Annotated in this window: 20 protein-coding genes; 11 read left to right on the forward strand and 9 right to left on the reverse strand. The window is 43.6% G+C overall.

Going from position 1 to position 16,303, the window contains the following annotated elements; all coding sequences use genetic code 11:
• Positions 1-34 precede the first annotated feature (34 nt).
• The gene (gene khtS, locus BSU_09870) at positions 35-373 is read right to left on the reverse strand and encodes a K+/H+ antiporter for K+ efflux (protein NP_388868.1); all 339 of its coding nucleotides are present in this window, start codon (positions 371-373) and stop codon (positions 35-37) included.
• A 164-nt stretch (positions 374-537) separates the two neighbouring features.
• On the opposite strand from khtS, the gene yhaR reads away from it, so the two are divergent.
• Positions 538-1,305 (forward strand): putative dehydratase / isomerase, encoded by a 768-nt coding sequence (gene yhaR, locus BSU_09880; protein ID NP_388869.3) that lies wholly within the window; start codon positions 538-540, stop codon positions 1,303-1,305.
• A gap of 20 nt (positions 1,306-1,325) precedes the next feature.
• Here yhaR and yhzD read toward each other — a convergent pair whose 3' ends face one another.
• Positions 1,326-1,511 carry a hypothetical protein gene (yhzD, locus tag BSU_09889; RefSeq protein ID YP_003097698.1) on the reverse strand — a complete coding sequence of 62 codons (186 nt, stop codon included), beginning with the start codon at positions 1,509-1,511 and terminating at the stop codon, positions 1,326-1,328.
• A gap of 126 nt (positions 1,512-1,637) precedes the next feature.
• Between yhzD and yhaQ the strand changes: the two genes are divergently transcribed.
• From yhaQ to yhaL, 6 genes are all read left to right on the forward strand, one after another.
• On the forward strand, positions 1,638-2,534 hold the full coding sequence (gene yhaQ, locus BSU_09890) for a Na+-dependent efflux ABC transporter (ATP-binding protein) (RefSeq protein ID NP_388870.2): 897 nt from the start codon (positions 1,638-1,640) through the stop codon (positions 2,532-2,534).
• Positions 2,527-3,786, forward strand: coding sequence for a Na+-dependent exporter (ABC permease) (gene yhaP, locus BSU_09900; protein ID NP_388871.2), 1,260 nt, complete (start codon positions 2,527-2,529; stop codon positions 3,784-3,786). Before yhaQ ends, yhaP begins: the two co-directional genes overlap by 8 nt.
• 106 nt (positions 3,787-3,892) lie before the next feature.
• Positions 3,893-5,119: a putative DNA repair exonuclease gene (gene yhaO, locus BSU_09910; RefSeq protein ID NP_388872.1), complete on the forward strand. Its 1,227-nt coding sequence runs from the start codon at positions 3,893-3,895 to the stop codon at positions 5,117-5,119.
• Positions 5,120-5,123: 4 nt separating this feature from the next.
• Positions 5,124-8,015, forward strand: a complete 2,892-nt coding sequence (sbcE, locus tag BSU_09920; protein ID NP_388873.1) for an ATPase involved in DNA double strand break repair and recombination — start codon at positions 5,124-5,126, stop codon at positions 8,013-8,015.
• A 73-nt stretch (positions 8,016-8,088) separates the two neighbouring features.
• Complete coding sequence (yhaM, locus tag BSU_09930; RefSeq protein NP_388874.1) at positions 8,089-9,033, forward strand: 3'-5' exonuclease; 945 nt, start codon at positions 8,089-8,091, stop codon at positions 9,031-9,033.
• A gap of 124 nt (positions 9,034-9,157) precedes the next feature.
• Positions 9,158-9,370, forward strand: coding sequence for a sporulation factor (gene yhaL, locus BSU_09940; protein ID NP_388875.1), 213 nt, complete (start codon positions 9,158-9,160; stop codon positions 9,368-9,370).
• A gap of 40 nt (positions 9,371-9,410) precedes the next feature.
• Here the strand turns inward: yhaL and prsA are convergent, their stop codons facing one another.
• Entirely contained in the window at positions 9,411-10,289 is an 879-nt protein-coding gene (gene prsA, locus BSU_09950; protein NP_388876.1) for a molecular chaperone lipoprotein, read from the reverse strand.
• Positions 10,290-10,448: 159 nt separating this feature from the next.
• Here prsA and sscA point away from each other — a divergent pair, with 159 nt between their 5' ends.
• Both sscA and sscB read left to right on the forward strand, forming a co-directional pair.
• Positions 10,449-10,535: a spore assembly and germination protein gene (sscA, locus tag BSU_09958; RefSeq protein ID YP_003097699.1), complete on the forward strand. Its 87-nt coding sequence runs from the start codon at positions 10,449-10,451 to the stop codon at positions 10,533-10,535.
• Between the two features lie 124 nt (positions 10,536-10,659).
• Positions 10,660-10,746 (forward strand): spore and germination protein, encoded by an 87-nt coding sequence (gene sscB, locus BSU_09959; protein ID YP_009513948.1) that lies wholly within the window; start codon positions 10,660-10,662, stop codon positions 10,744-10,746.
• 342 nt (positions 10,747-11,088) lie between these two features.
• Here the strand turns inward: sscB and yhaJ are convergent, their stop codons facing one another.
• A complete protein-coding gene (yhaJ, locus tag BSU_09965) occupies positions 11,089-11,607 on the reverse strand; it encodes a putative membrane enzyme (RefSeq protein ID NP_388878.2) in 519 nt (172 codons plus the stop codon).
• A 207-nt stretch (positions 11,608-11,814) separates the two neighbouring features.
• Here yhaJ and yhaI point away from each other — a divergent pair, with 207 nt between their 5' ends.
• Positions 11,815-12,156, forward strand: coding sequence for a hypothetical protein (gene yhaI / locus BSU_09980; RefSeq protein NP_388879.1), 342 nt, complete (start codon positions 11,815-11,817; stop codon positions 12,154-12,156).
• Here the strand turns inward: yhaI and scoC are convergent.
• Together scoC and yhaH are read right to left on the reverse strand one after the other, a co-directional pair.
• Positions 12,153-12,764, reverse strand: coding sequence for a transcriptional regulator of extracellular protease production, sporulation and bacilysin production (MarR family) (gene scoC, locus BSU_09990; RefSeq protein ID NP_388880.1), 612 nt, complete (start codon positions 12,762-12,764; stop codon positions 12,153-12,155). The two genes, yhaI and scoC, sit on opposite strands and share 4 nt — an antisense overlap.
• Positions 12,765-12,941: 177 nt before the next feature.
• Positions 12,942-13,298, reverse strand: coding sequence for a putative membrane protein; acid tolerance protein (yhaH, locus tag BSU_10000; RefSeq protein NP_388881.1), 357 nt, complete (start codon positions 13,296-13,298; stop codon positions 12,942-12,944).
• Between the two features lie 129 nt (positions 13,299-13,427).
• Between yhaH and yhzF the strand changes: the two genes are divergently transcribed.
• The gene (yhzF, locus tag BSU_10009) at positions 13,428-13,619 is read left to right on the forward strand and encodes a membrane protein of unknown function (protein YP_003097700.1); all 192 of its coding nucleotides are present in this window, start codon (positions 13,428-13,430) and stop codon (positions 13,617-13,619) included.
• Between the two features lie 73 nt (positions 13,620-13,692).
• Here the strand turns inward: yhzF and trpP are convergent, their stop codons facing one another.
• From trpP to hinT, 3 genes are all read right to left on the reverse strand, one after another.
• Positions 13,693-14,211, reverse strand: a complete 519-nt coding sequence (gene trpP, locus BSU_10010) for a tryptophan transporter or sensor (protein NP_388882.2) — start codon at positions 14,209-14,211, stop codon at positions 13,693-13,695.
• 124 nt (positions 14,212-14,335) lie between these two features.
• On the reverse strand, positions 14,336-15,415 hold the full coding sequence (gene serC / locus BSU_10020; RefSeq protein ID NP_388883.1) for a phosphoserine aminotransferase: 1,080 nt from the start codon (positions 15,413-15,415) through the stop codon (positions 14,336-14,338).
• Between the two features lie 146 nt (positions 15,416-15,561).
• Positions 15,562-15,999 carry a promiscuous Hit-family phosphohydrolase, adenosine phosphoramidase gene (gene hinT / locus BSU_10030; RefSeq protein NP_388884.1) on the reverse strand — a complete coding sequence of 146 codons (438 nt, stop codon included), beginning with the start codon at positions 15,997-15,999 and terminating at the stop codon, positions 15,562-15,564.
• Positions 16,000-16,303 lie beyond the last annotated feature (304 nt).

Genomic DNA, 16,303 nt, shown 5'->3' on the forward strand with positions numbered 1-16,303 from the left:
GTATGGGGTGAGTTACAAATAAAACTTGAGCAAATTATATTCGGAGGTAATTAGACTGGTATTTGACAGGGACGGCCAAAGCCTTTTCCAGCCTGTTTATCAGCGGTTCGTCAAGTGGTTTGACAGAGAGCTGCCTGACAGACTGCGCCAGCGGGCTGTACTCTTTGATCAGCTCAGCCGGGTGCATGCTGCCCGGCGATGGCGTTTTTGCCGATTGTGTTTCCTGCGGATATGAAGACATAGGCACATAGCTGTCAGTGCTTGCTTCAAACTGGGAAGGCAGAACCACGTCCGAAGGGGGAAAGTACACCATAAATAAACTTAACAGAAAACTGATCAGCAATTTATCCATGTTCCTTTCCTCCCTTCTCATCAAGATATCCCTTCTTTTTCACTATATAAAACTTTATGTTTCCATTCAAACAATATGCATTTTTCAGTATCTATTGACCTTGAAAAATAAAAAGGTTTATTTGGGGATGGCGGGGAATGTATAGGAGAAAGAAAAAAGTAAGCGCATACATGGAGGTGCTTTTAATGGAGTTTGTTCAATATGCATGTAATGGGGCCGTTGCAGAGATTATCCTGAATCGGCCTGATGCCCATCACGCCCTGAATGAACAGATGCTGTCTGAATTGAAGGAGGCAGTCGAAATGGCGGCTGCAAGCGAGGCGCTCATCGTTCTCCTGAGAGGAAGCGGGAAAGGCTTTTCGGCCGGCGGTGATATCAGGATGATGACGTCAGAGCATGACCCTGACCAATTTAAACGGCTGATGGATACGATTGAGGCTGTCACCCTGAATTTATATCAGATGAAGAAAGTGACAATTGCAGCCATTCATGGTGCTGCTGCGGGACTGGGCCTGAGTTTGGCGCTTTGTGCGGACATTGTGCTCGCTGAAAAAAACGCCGTTCTCGCGATGAATTTTATCGGCATTGGGCTTGTTCCGGACGGCGGAGGACATTATTTGCTGAAGAAAAGAATCGGTGAAGCAAAAGCGAAAAAACTGATTTGGAGCGGAAAAAAACTATCTGCCTCGGAAGCTGCCGATATGGGGCTTCTTGATGGGACATTTGCCGGAGACCCTGCCGAAGGCGCAAGACCCATTATCGAAACCCTGTTGGCCTCCCCTCTTTTGGCGATGATCGAAACGAAAGGTATTTTTCAAAGCCTCCAAATTGAAGAACTGAAAAAAGTGCTATCCCTTGAGCGCAGCGCCCAAGAGAGAATGAGAAGGACCAAGGATCACCAAGAAGGAATCCGTGCCTTTTTAGAAAAACGGGAGCCGAAGTTTCAAGCGTAACAGATCAGCCGGAAAGCTGATCATCTGTGAAACAAAATCAGCTTTCCGGCTGCATTGACTAAACGATGAGTATGACTATGAAGCTCTTTTTCTTTTAAGAGGGCTTCACCATGCGTTTTTGCCGCTTCTTCATGTTCTGCCTCGAATTGCTCGTTTACCAGCGTGTTCCCCGAAGGATCAAATACGGTAAGGAAATAATCAGCCATCAGGTTTCTCCTCCATTTTAAGGTTTATCAGTCTTTCTTCATTTATATTCTAAAAAGGAAATCAAAATCCTTTATTATGCTTTATCCAAAATTAGTATATAATGGGTCAGGGAAGGAGGAGATTCAGTGCTTACAATTGATCACGTAACGAAGACATTTGGAGATTATAAAGCCGTTGACGGATTGGACTTAGATATTCCGGAACAGCAAATGTTCGGTCTATTAGGCGCAAACGGAGCGGGAAAAACAACAACGTTTCGCATGATCCTAGGATTATTAAGCATTACGGAGGGCTCAATCAGCTGGAAGGGCCGTCCTGTGAATTATCATATCAGCAACAAAATCGGTTATTTGCCGGAAGAGCGGGGCCTTTATCCGAAAATGAAGGTAAGGGATCAGCTCGTCTATCTTGCCAGATTAAAAGGGATGGAGAAGCGAGAGGCTGTAAAAGAGCTCGGGACATGGCTTGAACGCTTCAATATTACAGATTACGAGAATAAGAAGGTGGAAGAGCTTTCGAAGGGGAATCAGCAGAAAATCCAATTCATTTCGGCAGTTTTGCATAAGCCGGAGCTCCTGATTCTTGATGAACCATTCAGCGGCTTGGACCCTGTCAATGTTGAGCTGCTAAAAGAGGCCGTGATCTCGCTGAAAAACAGCGGTGTTTCTATTTTATTTTCAAGCCATCGGATGGAACATGTGGAGGAGCTTTGTGAGAACCTTTGCATATTGCAGAAAGGAAAACCGGTTGTACAAGGCAAGCTGAAGGAGATCAAGCGTTCTTTCGGTAAAAAGAATGTTACCATTCACTCCGATGACGATCTGCGCTTTTTGCAGTCCCATGAAGGCATTCTTCAATGGAAGGAAACGGCAGACGGCGTCAAGCTGCAGATTGCCAATGAAGACATTTCTCAAGAGATTTTTGCGATGCTCCAAGGAAAAGGGTTTATCAGAAAGTTTGAGCTTGAAGAGCCGTCACTGCATGATATTTTTATAGAAAAGGTGGGGGCCGTCTATGAATAAATTTTGGATCATGCTTTCTCATACATACAAAAATAAGATTATGGCAAAATCCTTTATTATTTCGACTGTCATCACGGTGCTGCTTGTTTTAGTTGTAACGAATCTGGAGTCGATCATTTCTTTGTTTCAAGGTGACGATGCGAAAGAAAAAATCGCCGTTGTTGATGAAACAAACGAATTATATCCGGTTTTTTCTAAGCAGCTGAAAGCGGTGGATACAGACGGCGATCTTGATGTGAAGCTGTCGAAGCAATCGGAGGATGAGGTCACAAAGCAAGTCAAAGATGAATCACTCGATGGCATGCTCATCATCAAACGAGATGAAAAAGGGACCATTTCAGGAACATATAAAGCGTTAACGATTTCTGATGAAAGCACGTATCAAACACTGCAGCAGGCGCTGACGCAAACCAAAACAGCTGTCGGAACAGCGGAGCTCGGCGTGTCGCAGGAAACGATTAGCAGCCTTTATGCGCCTGTTACTGTGGGGCAGAAGGCGCTGAAAGAAGGGGCAAAGTCTGAGGAAGAGCTTGGCCAGACGGTAGGGCTTGTTTACATTATGCTGTTCGTCATTTATTTCTCGGTGATTATGTATGCCAGCATGATAGCGATGGAGGTCGCAACCGAAAAATCTTCGCGAGTTATGGAAATCCTGATCTCAAGTATGCCGCCGATCCAGCAAATGTTTGCAAAGCTGCTTGGTATCGGGCTTGTCGGGATCACACAGCTTGCTATTATTATAGGAGCCGGCTCTCTGTCGCTTAAGCTGAACCAAAAGAGCGAAACGGCTTCATCTGTCGGCGGATTCCTTAATTTGACCGACGTATCTGCAACCACTGTCATCTATGCTGTCATTTTCTTTTTGCTCGGATACTTTTTGTACGCGACACTTGCCGCGTTTCTCGGCAGTGTCGTCAGCAGAATAGAGGACGTGCAGCAAACGATCACGCCGATGACGCTTTTGGTTGTCGCCGGTTTTATGATCGCGATGTTCGGTTTGAATGCGCCTGACGCAGGATTTATTACGGTAACTTCGTTTATTCCGTTCTTTACGCCAATGATTATGTTCCTGCGCGTCGGCATGCTTGATATTCCGTTCTGGCAGGCGGCTGTCGGAATCGGAATCACACTGCTCACCATTGTCATACTGGCCGTTATCGGCGCCAGAATTTATAAAGGCGGTGTATTAATTTACGGCAATTCAAGCGCGTTCAAAGCGATCAAACAAGCGCTACGTTTAGCGAAAAACTGATTGGAAAACAGCCTGGGGATTCTCAGGCTGTTTCTTTATTGACAGAACGTGCATTCGCAAGAATTCGGTGCTAAAATAAGGGTACTTCATCCTGGAAAGGAGCAGAATGTTGACTGATCTAACCTTTATTCATGCGGCAGATCTTCATCTTGACAGCCCGTTTTACGGGATATCGCATCTGCCGGAGCCGATTTTTGCCCGGATTAAAGAAAGCACGTTTGCAAGCGTGAGACATATGATAGACGCCGCAGTGAGAGAGCACGTTGATTTCATTTTGCTTGCGGGAGATCTGTTTGATGAAGCCAATCGAAGCTTAAAGGCTCAGCTCTTTTTGAAAAAACAGTTTGAAAGACTCAGAGAGTGCGGAATTTCGGTATACGTCATCTTTGGGAATCACGATCATCTTGGCGGGGAGTGGACGCCGATTGAATGGCCTGAGAATGTCCATATTTTTTCGTCCGCTGTTCCAGAAGAAAAATCGTTTTTTAAAGAAGGCAGGCGCATAGCAAGCATTTACGGCTTCAGCTATCAAGCCAGAGCATTGATGGAAAACCAAGCCGCCCGCTATCGGAGATCAACTGACGCACCGTTTCATATCGGCATGCTCCACGGCACGCTGTCAGGATCTGAAGGACACGATCCGTATTGCCCGTTTACACATGACGACCTCGTGAAAAGCGGGATGGATTATTGGGCGCTTGGCCATATACATAAACGCCAGGTTCTATCTGCCGAGCATCCGGCAGTCATTTACCCGGGAAACACGCAAGCACGCCATATAAAGGAGACGGGAGATAAAGGCTATTATCTCGTTCATGTGACAAACGGAGATATATCTTATGAATTTCAGAGAGCGCATGATGTCCTGTGGGAAAAAGCGGCGGTTGATGTGACGGAGGCAAAGAATATGACAGCCCTCTTCCAAATGGTGGAGGACACGTTTTCGAAGCTGCGGAAAAAGGGGAGCCCTGTTTGTGTAAGGCTTGTTTTACAAGGGACGGCGCCGGAATGGCTGCTGGAGGCGCCAAAAGGCACCTTGGATGAGTTTCTTGAAGCTCTTCAGGAACAAGAAGCGGAAGAGGAACGTTTCGTTTGGCCTCTTAGATTGGACGATGAGACAGAAAACGAAGCAAACCTAACAAACCTTGATCCTTTTTTTGGCGGTTTATTTGAAGACATTGATCGCAGCGATCTGTCAGACGTGCTGGAAGGGCTTGAGCGGCATCCAGTGTATAGAAGGCACGCGGACCGGTTTAGCCAAGAGGAGGTAAAGGAAATAAAAGAGCAGGCACAGATAATATTGAAAAGACAGCTTAAGGTGCTTGATACATGAGGCGGTGACAGCTTTGCGAATTATATCTTTACATATCTACCAATACGGAAAATTTTCCAATCGGACCTTTGACTTTTCCGCCTCTCCTGTCCAAGTCATCTACGGATTAAATGAGGCAGGAAAAACGACGATGATGTCATTCATTGAAAGCATGCTGTTCGGTTTTCCGAAAACGAAAAAGTATGAACCGAAAACAGGCGGTGTCTACGGCGGTGTTCTTGAAGCTGAACATCCTGAGTATGGGGTGCTGAAGATCGAACGGACGAAAGGGACTGCCGAAAAACTAAGCGTGTACACAGAAAAGGGCGAAGTAAAGCAGGGAGATGTTTTAAAGCAGCTGTTCCAGGGCACAGACAGGTCGTTGTACAAAGCCATATATTCGTTCGACGTATTCGGGCTGCAGGAAATTCACGCCTTTAATCGGGACAAGATAGGGGAATTTTTGCTCTTTTCCAGCTTGTTTGGTGCTGAAGCCGTATCAAAGCTTGATTCAAGGCTGACGAAGGAAAGCGAAAGGCTCTATAAACCAAATGGGCGAAACCCTCAATTGAATCAGGAGCTGGAAACGCTTAAGCAGCTGGCAGTTAAGCTAAAACAGGCTGAAGCAGAGGAAGCGGGCTATCATCAGCTTCTCGAGGAAAAACGAACGCTTGAAGCCCGCCTTGCAGCCGCGGAAACCGAATTGAAAGAGACGGCGGGACATATCCGAATGATTGAGGGAGCGATTGAGCGAAAGCCGCTGCTAAATGAAAAAGCGACACTCGAACAGGTGATTGCAGAATTTCCGGAACACGCAGGACAATTTCCTGCTGACGGACTGCATCAGCTGGAAAAATATGAATCCCATCTTCACCCGAAATCAGCACAGCTTGAGGCGCTTCGGGTGAAGATGGCGGAGTTGGACAAACAGAGGCAAAAGCTTATCCCCGATAAAGAACTATTGGCGAAAGAAACGCTGATACAAGAGCTTTCGGCAGCGTTTCATATGTACCAATCCTGGGGAGAACAGCTGGCAGCCATTCAGGCACAGCTGCGCCAGACGTCTGCGCAGACAGCGGCAGGGCTGGAACAGCTCAATAAAACGGATGAAAATGAGCTCCTGAATATGAACACCTCATATGATTATGAATGGCAGCTTCAGCAAGCGGTGCAGCAATATGTACAGGCAAGAGACAGAAAACGGCAGCTTGACGAGACGTTTGAACTTGCCCGGCAAGAGCTGGAAGACGCGGAAAAGGCCGTTCGTGCCGCTTCGTCCGCGATTCTTGAAAACAGCCAAAGAAAAGATAAAGAAGCAGCTCTTAGAGCATATGATGAAACACAGGGGCAGCACCAAGAGCAAGCGAAGCTCAGAGAACAGCTAACGTTTTTTGAAAGACAGCAGGCTAAACAGAAAAAGACTGTCATTGCAGCTGGTATGTTGTTCATCGTTCTCTTTTCTCTGCTGCAGCAATGGATTCCCGCCATAAGTTTCGGCGCTGCACTTATTGTGTATTGGCTTGTTTCAGGAAAGTCGTCTTCTCGAAACAGCCGAGAGACAAGACAGCCCATGACGGATATTTCACCAGCAGAAGCTGAAATGCTTAGAGAAGCGTTATGGGAGGATGACCGCAATAAGCAGCACCTTCTCACACAGCGTGCAGCGCTCCAGCAAAAAGAGGCGGCGTATGAAAGGGTCATCCAGCAGTTTGAACAGTGGGAAGCCGAAATGGCGCCGTCCTTTACACAGGTTGAGCGTTTTATGAATGAGCTCGGATTTAAGGAAGATCCATCATTTTTGCTTGATGCATACAGCTTAATGAAGGATGTTAAAAAAGAAGTGAAGAAAAAGCATGAGCTGACCATAGAAGCAGGCAGGCTGAAAAAGCACCGGAGAACATTCGAAGAACGCGTCAGTATGCTTCTTCCCGTGAATCAGAGTCAGGATATCTCCATTTCGGACGCCCTTCACACATTGCGGAAAAACATTGAACGTGAAAAAGAAATTGAGAAGCAAAAAAAGGAAATTGAAACAGATATTCATTATACAAAGGAACAGATGCTTGAACTTGAGCAAGAAATACAGTATTTCCACGCACAGATTGAACAGTTATTTGCCGCGGCTGCTGCAAAAGACAGAGATGCGTTTTTTGCCATAGCCGCCATCAGCAGGCAATTGAAGGATACGGAGAACAAGCTTCATCACGTAAACGCACAGCTTCAAGGCGGGTACCCGGAGGAACTTGAACTGGCGGATTCCAATACGCTTTCTGAATTGAAAGATAAGCAATTTGTTGAGAATGAAAGAAAAGAGCGGCTGACTGAGGAGATCGAGCAGCTCCGCAGCCAAATCGCACTGCTCTCAGTCAAACAGGAACAATTAGAGGCTTCGGGAATGGTCTCAGACCTCAAGCTTCAAACCGAAATGCAAAAAGAACGTGTGAAAGAAACGGCTAAAAAATGGGCCTCCATACAAATGGTCAAACAGGTGATCAGAAACAAATTGGAGCGGCATAAAAAAATCGAGCTTCCGCGCCTTCTGGAGACGGCAGGAGAATTTTTCCGTCCTCTGACTGACGGAAACTACCAAACCATTTATTTTTCCGAAACGGATGATTCGATCATGGTTATGCATCGCGATGGCACTGTCTATCATGCGGAAGAGCTGTCACAAGGGACGTGTGAACAGCTGTATACAGCGATCCGCTTTGCTTTGGCCGTTACGCGCCAGGGTGAGTCAAAGCTTCCGTTCCAGCTTGACGACAGTTTTGTTCATTTTGATCAGGAAAGGCTGAAACGTGTATTACATGTTCTGTATGATTTATCTGAAGGCGGTAGGCAGATTTTGTATTTTACATGCCATGAGCACGTAAAAGATGCATTTCATAGCAGCCAAATCATCCATTTGGTGTCATAAAAGAGGTTCTATAGCTGAAAATCGGTATGTGATATACTGGTATTATGTAAGATACGGAGGGAGCTTTAATAGAATGGCTAAAGGGATTATGCTACATGAGGTTGGCGAACAGGTGGACCAGTATCTATTGATTAAATCCTCGACGAAAGGGATTGCAAGCAATGGAAAACCGTTTCTGACGCTGATGCTGCAAGACCAGTCAGGCGATATTGAAGCGAAGCTGTGGGATGCCAAGCAAAGTGATGAAGTGACCTATGCGCCGCAGACGATTGTCAAGGTCGTCGGCGATGTTCACCATTATCGCGGACGCACCCAGCTGAAGCTAAGAAATATCAGACCGGTAAGCGAGCAAGAAAACGTCAATATTGATGATTTTTTAGAAACCGCGCCGATTCCGAAAAATGAAATGATGGATACCATCACTCAATATATATTTGAAATGAAAAATCCGAATATCCAGCGAATCACAAGGTTTTTGGTTAAAAAACACGAAGCTGAGTTTATGGATTATCCGGCGGCTACGAAAAACCACCATGAGTTTGTCTCAGGTTTGGCGTATCATGTTGTCTCTATGCTGAACCTGGCGAAAGCAATAGCAGATTTATATCCTTCTCTTGATCGTGATCTGCTTTACGCCGGTGTTATCCTGCATGATCTTGGAAAAGTGAAGGAGCTGTCCGGCCCTGTTTCCACTTCATATACGGTTGAAGGCAATTTGCTCGGCCATATTTCCATCATGGTGACAGAGCTTTCAAAAGCGGCTGAGGAGCTTCAAATCGATTCTGAAGAGGTGTTAATTCTTCAGCATTTGATTTTGAGTCACCACGGCAAAGCAGAATGGGGCAGCCCGAAACCGCCTATGGTGAAAGAAGCGGAAATTCTTCACTATATAGACAATCTGGATGCAAAAATGAATATGATGGACAGAGCGCTTGAGCGCGTGAAGCCGGGCGAGTATACTGAACGTGTATTTGCACTGGAAAACCGTTCCTTTTATAAACCGACATTTCATAAATAACTTAAAAAGGACTGATGCTGACATATTCAGCTCAGTCCTTTTTGATGCGTCTTTCCCGCACATAACTCGTCTCATTCCCGCATATGGTTAAGAATAAAGAATCTATGCAAAGGGGGAGGAGCCCGTGTTATTTTTTCCGTGGTGGGTGTATCTTTGTATTGTAGGCATCATTTTCAGCGCATATAAACTTGTGGCGGCAGCCAAAGAGGAAGAAAAAGTAGACCAGGCTTTTATTGAAAAAGAAGGACAGATTTATATGGAGAGGATGGAAAAGGAGCGAGAACGCCGCAGTTCTCAGCAGCATGAAGAAGAAAATCAAAACCATTCCATCGCATAAAAAAAGCTGTGCGGCTCAATGAGCCGCACAGCTTTTTTTATTATTTAGAATTGCTTGAAGATGAAGAAGTGCTGTTGCTTGTTGAAGATGTATTAAATGTGTCTTTCAGATCTTTATCTTTTACTTCGATGTCAGCCTTCTTCATGACTTTTTGAACAGCTTCCTGAACAGCTGCGTTGTCATTTAATTTTTGTTCAAGCACTTCAGATTTCAGTTCTTTTTTCATATCATCATATTTGCCGCGTTCTTCTGTCTTTTTAATGATATGGTAGCCGTATTGCGTTTTGACAGGATCACTGACTTCACCTGTTTTTAATTTGAATGCAGCTTTGCTGAATGTTTCGTCCATTTGGCCTTCTTTTGCGAACCAGCCAAGATCCCCGCCTTTTGAAGCAGAGCTGTCTGTTGAGTATTCTTTCGCAAGGTCTTCAAACTTCTCGCCTTTTTTCAGCTTTTTCTCTACTTCTTCAGCTGTCTTTTTATCAGCAACAAGGATGTGGCTTGCACGGATTTTGCCTTTTAAGCCTTCCCAGTACTCTTTGATATCGGCGTCTGTTACTTTGATGTTATCTTTAGCCGCTTTTTGTGTCAGCAATTCATATTTTACTTGTTCTTTCAGGTAATCTTTGCCATATTGCTTTTCGAGGGCAGTATATTGATCGCCAAGCTGCGTTTTGTATTCTTTCAGCTTGTTGTCAATTTCTTTATCCGAAACTTTATACTTCTTGTCCAATACTTTTTCTTGCACTAGCTGTGTCAGTACGCTTGCGCCAGCTGTTTTCTTCATGTTTGTGTAAAGCTCGCCTTTTGTGACATCGCCTGCGTCTGTTTTTGCGATAACTTCTTTGTCGCCGCTGCTGCAAGCACTGAGAGCGAGGATGCTTGTAGCAGTGATAGCTGCTATTGCGATTTTCTTCATTGTTTTCAAACACTCCTAATCATTCCAAATTAAATTACCTATGCGTATCATAACATATTGTGGCTTTCTGTAAAAAGATTTTAAATAAAGGGCATTCGTCTAGTCAAACTTTTGCTGATGACATACTTATATATTGATCAAGAAAAGGAGGTATGTAACATGAGCGGAGGATACTCTAACGGATTCGCGTTGCTCGTAGTACTGTTCATTTTGCTTATCATCGTAGGTGCAGCTTACATCTACTAAGCAGCCCGAGGATCGCTTGCAACATAAGCGATCCTTTATTTTCACTAGCGCCTAATCGTTTCAAACATGAATTGCATAACATGTAATTGGTAAATAAAGCTTATTACAGGAGGTGCTATTTAAGATGGGTGAAGTATTTGCAGGCGGATTCGCTTTATTGGTTGTGTTATTTATTTTATTGATTATCATCGGCGCTTCTTGGCTGTACTAATCAACATAAAAAAGCATAGCTGCTTAATCAGCAGCTATGCTTTCTTTCGTATTTACACTGTAAAGGAGATCTCCACAAACGAAGAGATCAGTAAAATTAATATAGATACATTAATAAATCGGAATACCTTATCTTGCCGCTCTTCAGGAATCTCTCTGACAAGGCATAATGTATTGGTGAGCCTGTTTATGAAATATAAAATAAACACGGCAGCCACGATAAAATAGAATAAAATGATGGGAGATTCCCCCTCTCTCTGAACTGTCCCATATTACATTACCAAATATTTATTAAAAAAGATAGAATGCAAATTGAAAAATCGCCACCAGCACCAGGGTTTGACTACTTTTCAACAAGAATATCCAAGCCGTCAGCTTCCTGATCAATAAAAGCGGTTTTCGGTGCTTTTATCAGCTTGAGAGCCAGCAGGAAATCAGGCAGACAGTAGCCGGCGTGAATGCCCGAGATCATGCAAAAATAATGAGCGTGATTCGGAAATGCCAGTGCTGCGTAAAACAATACCGGTGTAATCAGCAAGAACGGGCTGACGAGTGAAATCAGCATTGTTGTTTTTGGTATACGTTTCCATGTGCGCATGCGCAATATGTAAAACTTTTTTTCTATTTTTCTTTTTTTGCAGATGATTGGCAGGACATGGATGACTTTATGTACAAATAAAATAACGACGAGCAAACCGCCGAATAAAGATACATATTCATCGCTTAAGCTTGTGCCAGGCCGCAGCAGCTCAAAAGCTAAAAAGGTAGATATAAAAACCAAAATCATAAAACATACAGCAGTTAATATTATGCGAACGGCGCCATAATCCTTCATGAGATTTATGGTCTTCCAGCAATTCATCAAAGTCATCCTTCCATACATCTTGAATAGAATCTCAAAATAATTTACTCCTCCCAAGAGAAAAAATCAATGCTTTTTTAAGAAAAAATATCATCCGGCAGGTATTTTTTTGAAACAAGCAAACAAACTGCGAAATATGGGGTTAGAACTTTCTTCTCAGTGAATTATCAGCTAAAATAAGATTAAAGATAGAAAGAAGTGGTGTGGATGGATTCGATGGATCATCGCATTGAGCGATTAGAATATTACATACAATTATTAGTGAAAACAGTAGATATGGACAGGTACCCCTTCTATGCGCTTCTCATTGATAAAGGGCTGAGCAAGGAAGAAGGGGAAGCGGTTATGAGGATATGCGACGAATTGTCGGAAGAGCTGGCAACACAAAAAGCGCAAGGATTTGTAACCTTTGATAAGCTCCTTGCGCTTTTTGCCGGACAGCTGAATGAAAAATTAGATGTTCATGAAACAATTTTTGCCCTGTATGAGCAGGGGCTTTATCAAGAGCTGATGGAAGTCTTTATCGACATCATGAAGCATTTTGATTAACTGTTTACAGGTTCGAGCTCTTCAGCCGGTTCATCCGCCGCACTGTCCTTTGCTTTTTTCTTCAATTTTCCGTTTACGCTTTCAAAGTCATTGTCAATATTGGTGAGTGACGTTTCGAAAATTTCCATAAAATCATCGCCGTAGATATGGCGTATCATACACATCATTTCTGCCACTTCAGGAAATTTTCCGAATAAATGATATAAAGGCTGTGACCCTTTAAAAACAGCGTTGCGTGTCGGATCAAATTCCTCAAGCAAGCTCCAGAATACCTCGGTACCTTCCTCAGTCAATTGGACATATGTGTTCCGTTTATCATTCAGCCGTTTGGAGAACCTTAAATATCCCCGTTCTTCCAGCTTTTTTGAAAAGTTGAATGCGGTTGATACGTGCATGACCCCGAATTTCGCGATTTCAGAAATGGAAGCTCCATTCAATTGATACGCAATCCATAAAATATGATGCTCATTAATATTCAGGTCATACGGTTTGAGCCATTGCTGCCAATCCTTCTCGATCGATTTCCAAAGAGCCTTGCTAAGCTGAGCCATTTTCTGGGTGAAAACCAGAGCTTCTTTCACATCATAGGGCGGTTCCACTCGATTCATTACGTCACCTGCTTCTCTTTTTCTTTTTCTCTATTATGCCAATAAAATAAAGATTAATAAAGATGAAAATGTAAGAATTTTTTAATAAATTCACAAACCATTGCGACGAAAGGGTTTTTCGGCCAAAAAAAATACGGGTCCAATTTTGGCCCGCATTTTTTTCTTTTGAATAGGATATTAGTTTTGTAAGGTTTTCTCCAGCTGTCTGATTTTCTCTTCGATATCGGCAATTTCTTTTTGCAGATCCTGCTGGTGAGGCTTGATCTCTTCCTGCCATTTTTTAATTGATGTTTGGAGCTCGCCGCCCACGTCTTTAATAACATCCGTGCTTTCTTTTGCCGCTTTGATCAGCTGGTCTTTTAATGCAAGCCCGTCTGACTTTAAGCGTTTGATTGTTTCTTCAAAAGAATCATAATTGGTTTTCATTTTTTCACGCAGCTGCTTTCCTGAGGAAGGTGCAGTAAGAAGAACCGCTGCTCCTCCGATGATGCCGCCTACGAATAGTCCTGTTAATAGAGAACGTCCGCTCGCCATTACAATCACCCCGTCTTTTTCTTCAAAATAGGATTCATTCAGCATTTTTCATTTTTGTTGAAAGCCTGAACTTCTATACATAGCTTGCTTTATTTTAGCATATTTTTTAAGTGAAAAGGAGGGAGAAGGTTGTCTGTCTTTTTGATTGTATTATCCTGCATCACCCTTGCCTTCGCTTCAGGCGCTGTTTACTATATCAAACTTCTCAGCCAGGCTGCTTCTTATCCGCCCAAGAGGGTTATCCGGCAGAAAGCGCTTGTTTGTTCAACCGGAACCGCCTTTACACTATGTCTTATCTTTTTCACAAAACTCCTCGCTTAAAACATGCTGACATGCTGCGGGCGCTCTGTTCAAAAAAACCTCTCCCGGAAGCGGAAGAGGTTTTGTGTGACAATTATTTAGCAGCTTCCATAAAGCTTGAACGCCTTAAAATGGTTTGCACAATCGGATAAATAATGATCATTGAGATTGTATTCAGCACAGCGGCCGGCAGAACAACAGCCGCGAACAATGCGGCGAAACCGCCCGGTAAACCGACGATCAATAAAGCTGACGATAGAAACACAATTCCTGATAAGATGGTCCCGATCACTGTCAGCACAGCGGCTGCACCTGTTTTCCGGCTCTTTCTGAACAAGAGAAACAGGGAGAAGAACAGAAACGCTGATACGGGTTTATCAATGATGTTAGGGATCTGTCCGGCTGGAAACGCGGTTGTAAGCGCGGAAATGATTCCGGTCACGATCCCGATGACGAGTACATTTTGCACCCGCGGGAACAGCAGAATGCCCATGAACATCATGATCAGCATCATATCTGGTTTCATGCCGCCTAAAAAGGGCGGAATAATGGAATGAAGCGCTGCGCCGATTGCGGCAAACAGAGCCATAATGACTAACTCTTTTGTTTTCATAACTATGCTCTCCTCTGCTAAGCTTTTTGCCCTCCAATAATATGCTCATCATTTATTGCGAAGGCTTTACAGAATGTGTTATGCAAACAGTATACCAAACGGACGGTTTGCATAGCCAGACTTTTTACTCATTTTCCTGCTGGAATTTCTTCATGAACGCAGCTAATTTTTCACAGTCTTCGAGAGAGACCGCGTTATAAATAGAAGCGCGGCAGCCTCCCACCGAACGGTGTCCGCCAAGGCCGATCATCTTCGCATCTTTTGCTTTCTGAACGAATGTTTTCGTTAATTCGTCATCCCGAAGCGTGAATGTGACATTCATGCGTGAGCGGCTGTCTTTTCTGGCATGTCCTTTATAGAAGCCGTTGCTTTCATCAATACAGCTGTAGAGAACCTGCGCTTTTTGTTCATTGCGCTGTTCAACAGCTTCCACACCGCCGTTTTCCTTGAGCCATTCCAGAACGAGGCTCAGCATATAAATCGCAAATGTCGGCGGAGTGTTGTAGAGTGAATCCGCTTTGACATGCGTGGAATATTTCAAGATTTTTGGGACGTTCGCATTTTCATTTTGCAGCCAGCTTTTTTTCATGATGACTACAGTCACGCCGGAAGGGCCGAGGTTCTTTTGGGCGCCTCCGTAGATCACATCAAATTTGGACACATCGATTTTTCTGCTTAAAATATCGCTGGACATGTCGGCTACGAGCGGAATTGGAGAATTCGGAAACTCCTGCCACTGAGTGCCGAAAATTGTATTGTTGGATGTGATATGTAAATATGCGCCGTCTTTTACATCCGTAAGGTCAACCTCTGGAATATAACTGTAATTGTCTGTTTCACTTGTAGCGGTGATAGACGTGTTCCCGAACAGTTTCGTTTCTGCCAGTGCTTTTTCAGACCAAGCGCCGGTCATCACAAAATGTGCGGTTTTTTCAGGTGTTAAAAAGTTCATCGGAAGCATTGAGAATTGAAGGCTTGCCCCGCCTTGAAGAAACAAGATATCGTAATCTTCCGGAATGCCCATCAGTTCGATTAAGAGGCTTTTCGCTTTTTGGTGCACCGCTTCATACTCTTTGCTGCGGTGGGAAAGCTCCATAACAGACATGCCGGATTCGTTAAAATCAATAAATTCTTTCTGTGCTTTTTGCAGAACTTCCAGTGGCAGCGCTGCAGGACCTGCGTTAAAATTCGTTGTACGTTCCATTATGATCTCTCCCTGTTTTCCACGTTAATGTATAAAATAATACAATTATCCTATCACAAAAATTCAGTTTTTTGATAAAAAATTAGAATTATCAAAAGAAATTGACGGATGTTTGCGAAATGTTCACAAAATAAAATAACCTCATCTTATGATGAGGCCAGGCGTTTTGCGATAGAGGAAGAGATGTTCTGCAGATCCTCCGGTTTATAATCATCAGCATGCGTTTTCCAAACCGCTCCGAATCCATCTCCTTTTCCGTAGCGAGGGATAATATGCATATGGTAGTGGAACACAGATTGTCCAGCTTTTTCGCCGTTATTGTTCAGCGTATTTAAGCCGATCGGTTCAAATTCATCCCGGATAGCGCGGGCGATTTTTGGAACAGCATGGAAATATTGTTTTGCTAATTCATCTGTAAATTCATATACATTCTCAATATGTGTTTTCGGAATGACAAGCGTATGGCCTTTTGTCACTTGGCTGATATCAAGAAAGGCAAGTACATGTTCATCTTCATACACCTTCGCTGATGGAATGTCGCCGGCAATAATTTTACAAAAGATACAATTCTCTGCACAATGCATGAGGGTTCCTCCTTATGAAATTGTTTAGTATGTATACATTCATCGTACCACAGAAATGCAGAAAATAGAAAACAGGATGAACGGCGAGCGTTCACCCTGAATGCAGAGGAAGAGCTTATATGAAGAAAATGTGTTATGCCTTTGGTAAGCACCTCATTTGTCAATAAAATGAAGACTTGTTTAATGCCTAACGATTCCTGCGATAAACACCTCATTTGACAATTTGCTTCATACATGAAGAATTCATCAATTCAGTGAAGAGAAATGGTTTGAGCATTGGACATGTTTATTTTCTATCCAACTG

It is taken from the genome of Bacillus subtilis subsp. subtilis str. 168 (genome assembly GCF_000009045.1).
Classification (GTDB): Bacteria; Bacillota; Bacilli; order Bacillales; family Bacillaceae; genus Bacillus; species Bacillus subtilis.

Bases quoted from the DNA above. Each gene is read 5' to 3' on its own strand.
- sscA (YP_003097699.1), top strand. From the start codon at position 10,449: ATGAGCGGAGGATACTCTAACGGATTCGCGTTGCTCGTAGTACTGTTC.
- hinT (NP_388884.1), bottom strand. From the start codon at position 15,999: ATGCATTGTGCAGAGAATTGTATCTTTTGTAAAATTATTGCCGGCGAC.
- yhaM (NP_388874.1), top strand. From the start codon at position 8,089: ATGGCTAAAGGGATTATGCTACATGAGGTTGGCGAACAGGTGGACCAG.
- scoC (NP_388880.1), bottom strand. From the start codon at position 12,764: ATGAATCGAGTGGAACCGCCCTATGATGTGAAAGAAGCTCTGGTTTTC.
- yhaP (NP_388871.2), top strand. From the start codon at position 2,527: ATGAATAAATTTTGGATCATGCTTTCTCATACATACAAAAATAAGATT.
- yhzD (YP_003097698.1), bottom strand. From the start codon at position 1,511: ATGGCTGATTATTTCCTTACCGTATTTGATCCTTCGGGGAACACGCTG.
- serC (NP_388883.1), bottom strand. From the start codon at position 15,415: ATGGAACGTACAACGAATTTTAACGCAGGTCCTGCAGCGCTGCCACTG.
- yhaI (NP_388879.1), top strand. From the start codon at position 11,815: ATGGATTCGATGGATCATCGCATTGAGCGATTAGAATATTACATACAA.
- prsA (NP_388876.1), bottom strand. From the start codon at position 10,289: ATGAAGAAAATCGCAATAGCAGCTATCACTGCTACAAGCATCCTCGCT.
- trpP (NP_388882.2), bottom strand. From the start codon at position 14,211: ATGAAAACAAAAGAGTTAGTCATTATGGCTCTGTTTGCCGCAATCGGC.
- yhaO (NP_388872.1), top strand. From the start codon at position 3,893: ATGTTGACTGATCTAACCTTTATTCATGCGGCAGATCTTCATCTTGAC.
- sscB (YP_009513948.1), top strand. From the start codon at position 10,660: ATGGGTGAAGTATTTGCAGGCGGATTCGCTTTATTGGTTGTGTTATTT.
- khtS (NP_388868.1), bottom strand. From the start codon at position 373: ATGAGAAGGGAGGAAAGGAACATGGATAAATTGCTGATCAGTTTTCTG.
- yhaR (NP_388869.3), top strand. From the start codon at position 538: ATGGAGTTTGTTCAATATGCATGTAATGGGGCCGTTGCAGAGATTATC.
- yhaH (NP_388881.1), bottom strand. From the start codon at position 13,298: ATGGCGAGCGGACGTTCTCTATTAACAGGACTATTCGTAGGCGGCATC.
- yhaJ (NP_388878.2), bottom strand. From the start codon at position 11,607: ATGAATTGCTGGAAGACCATAAATCTCATGAAGGATTATGGCGCCGTT.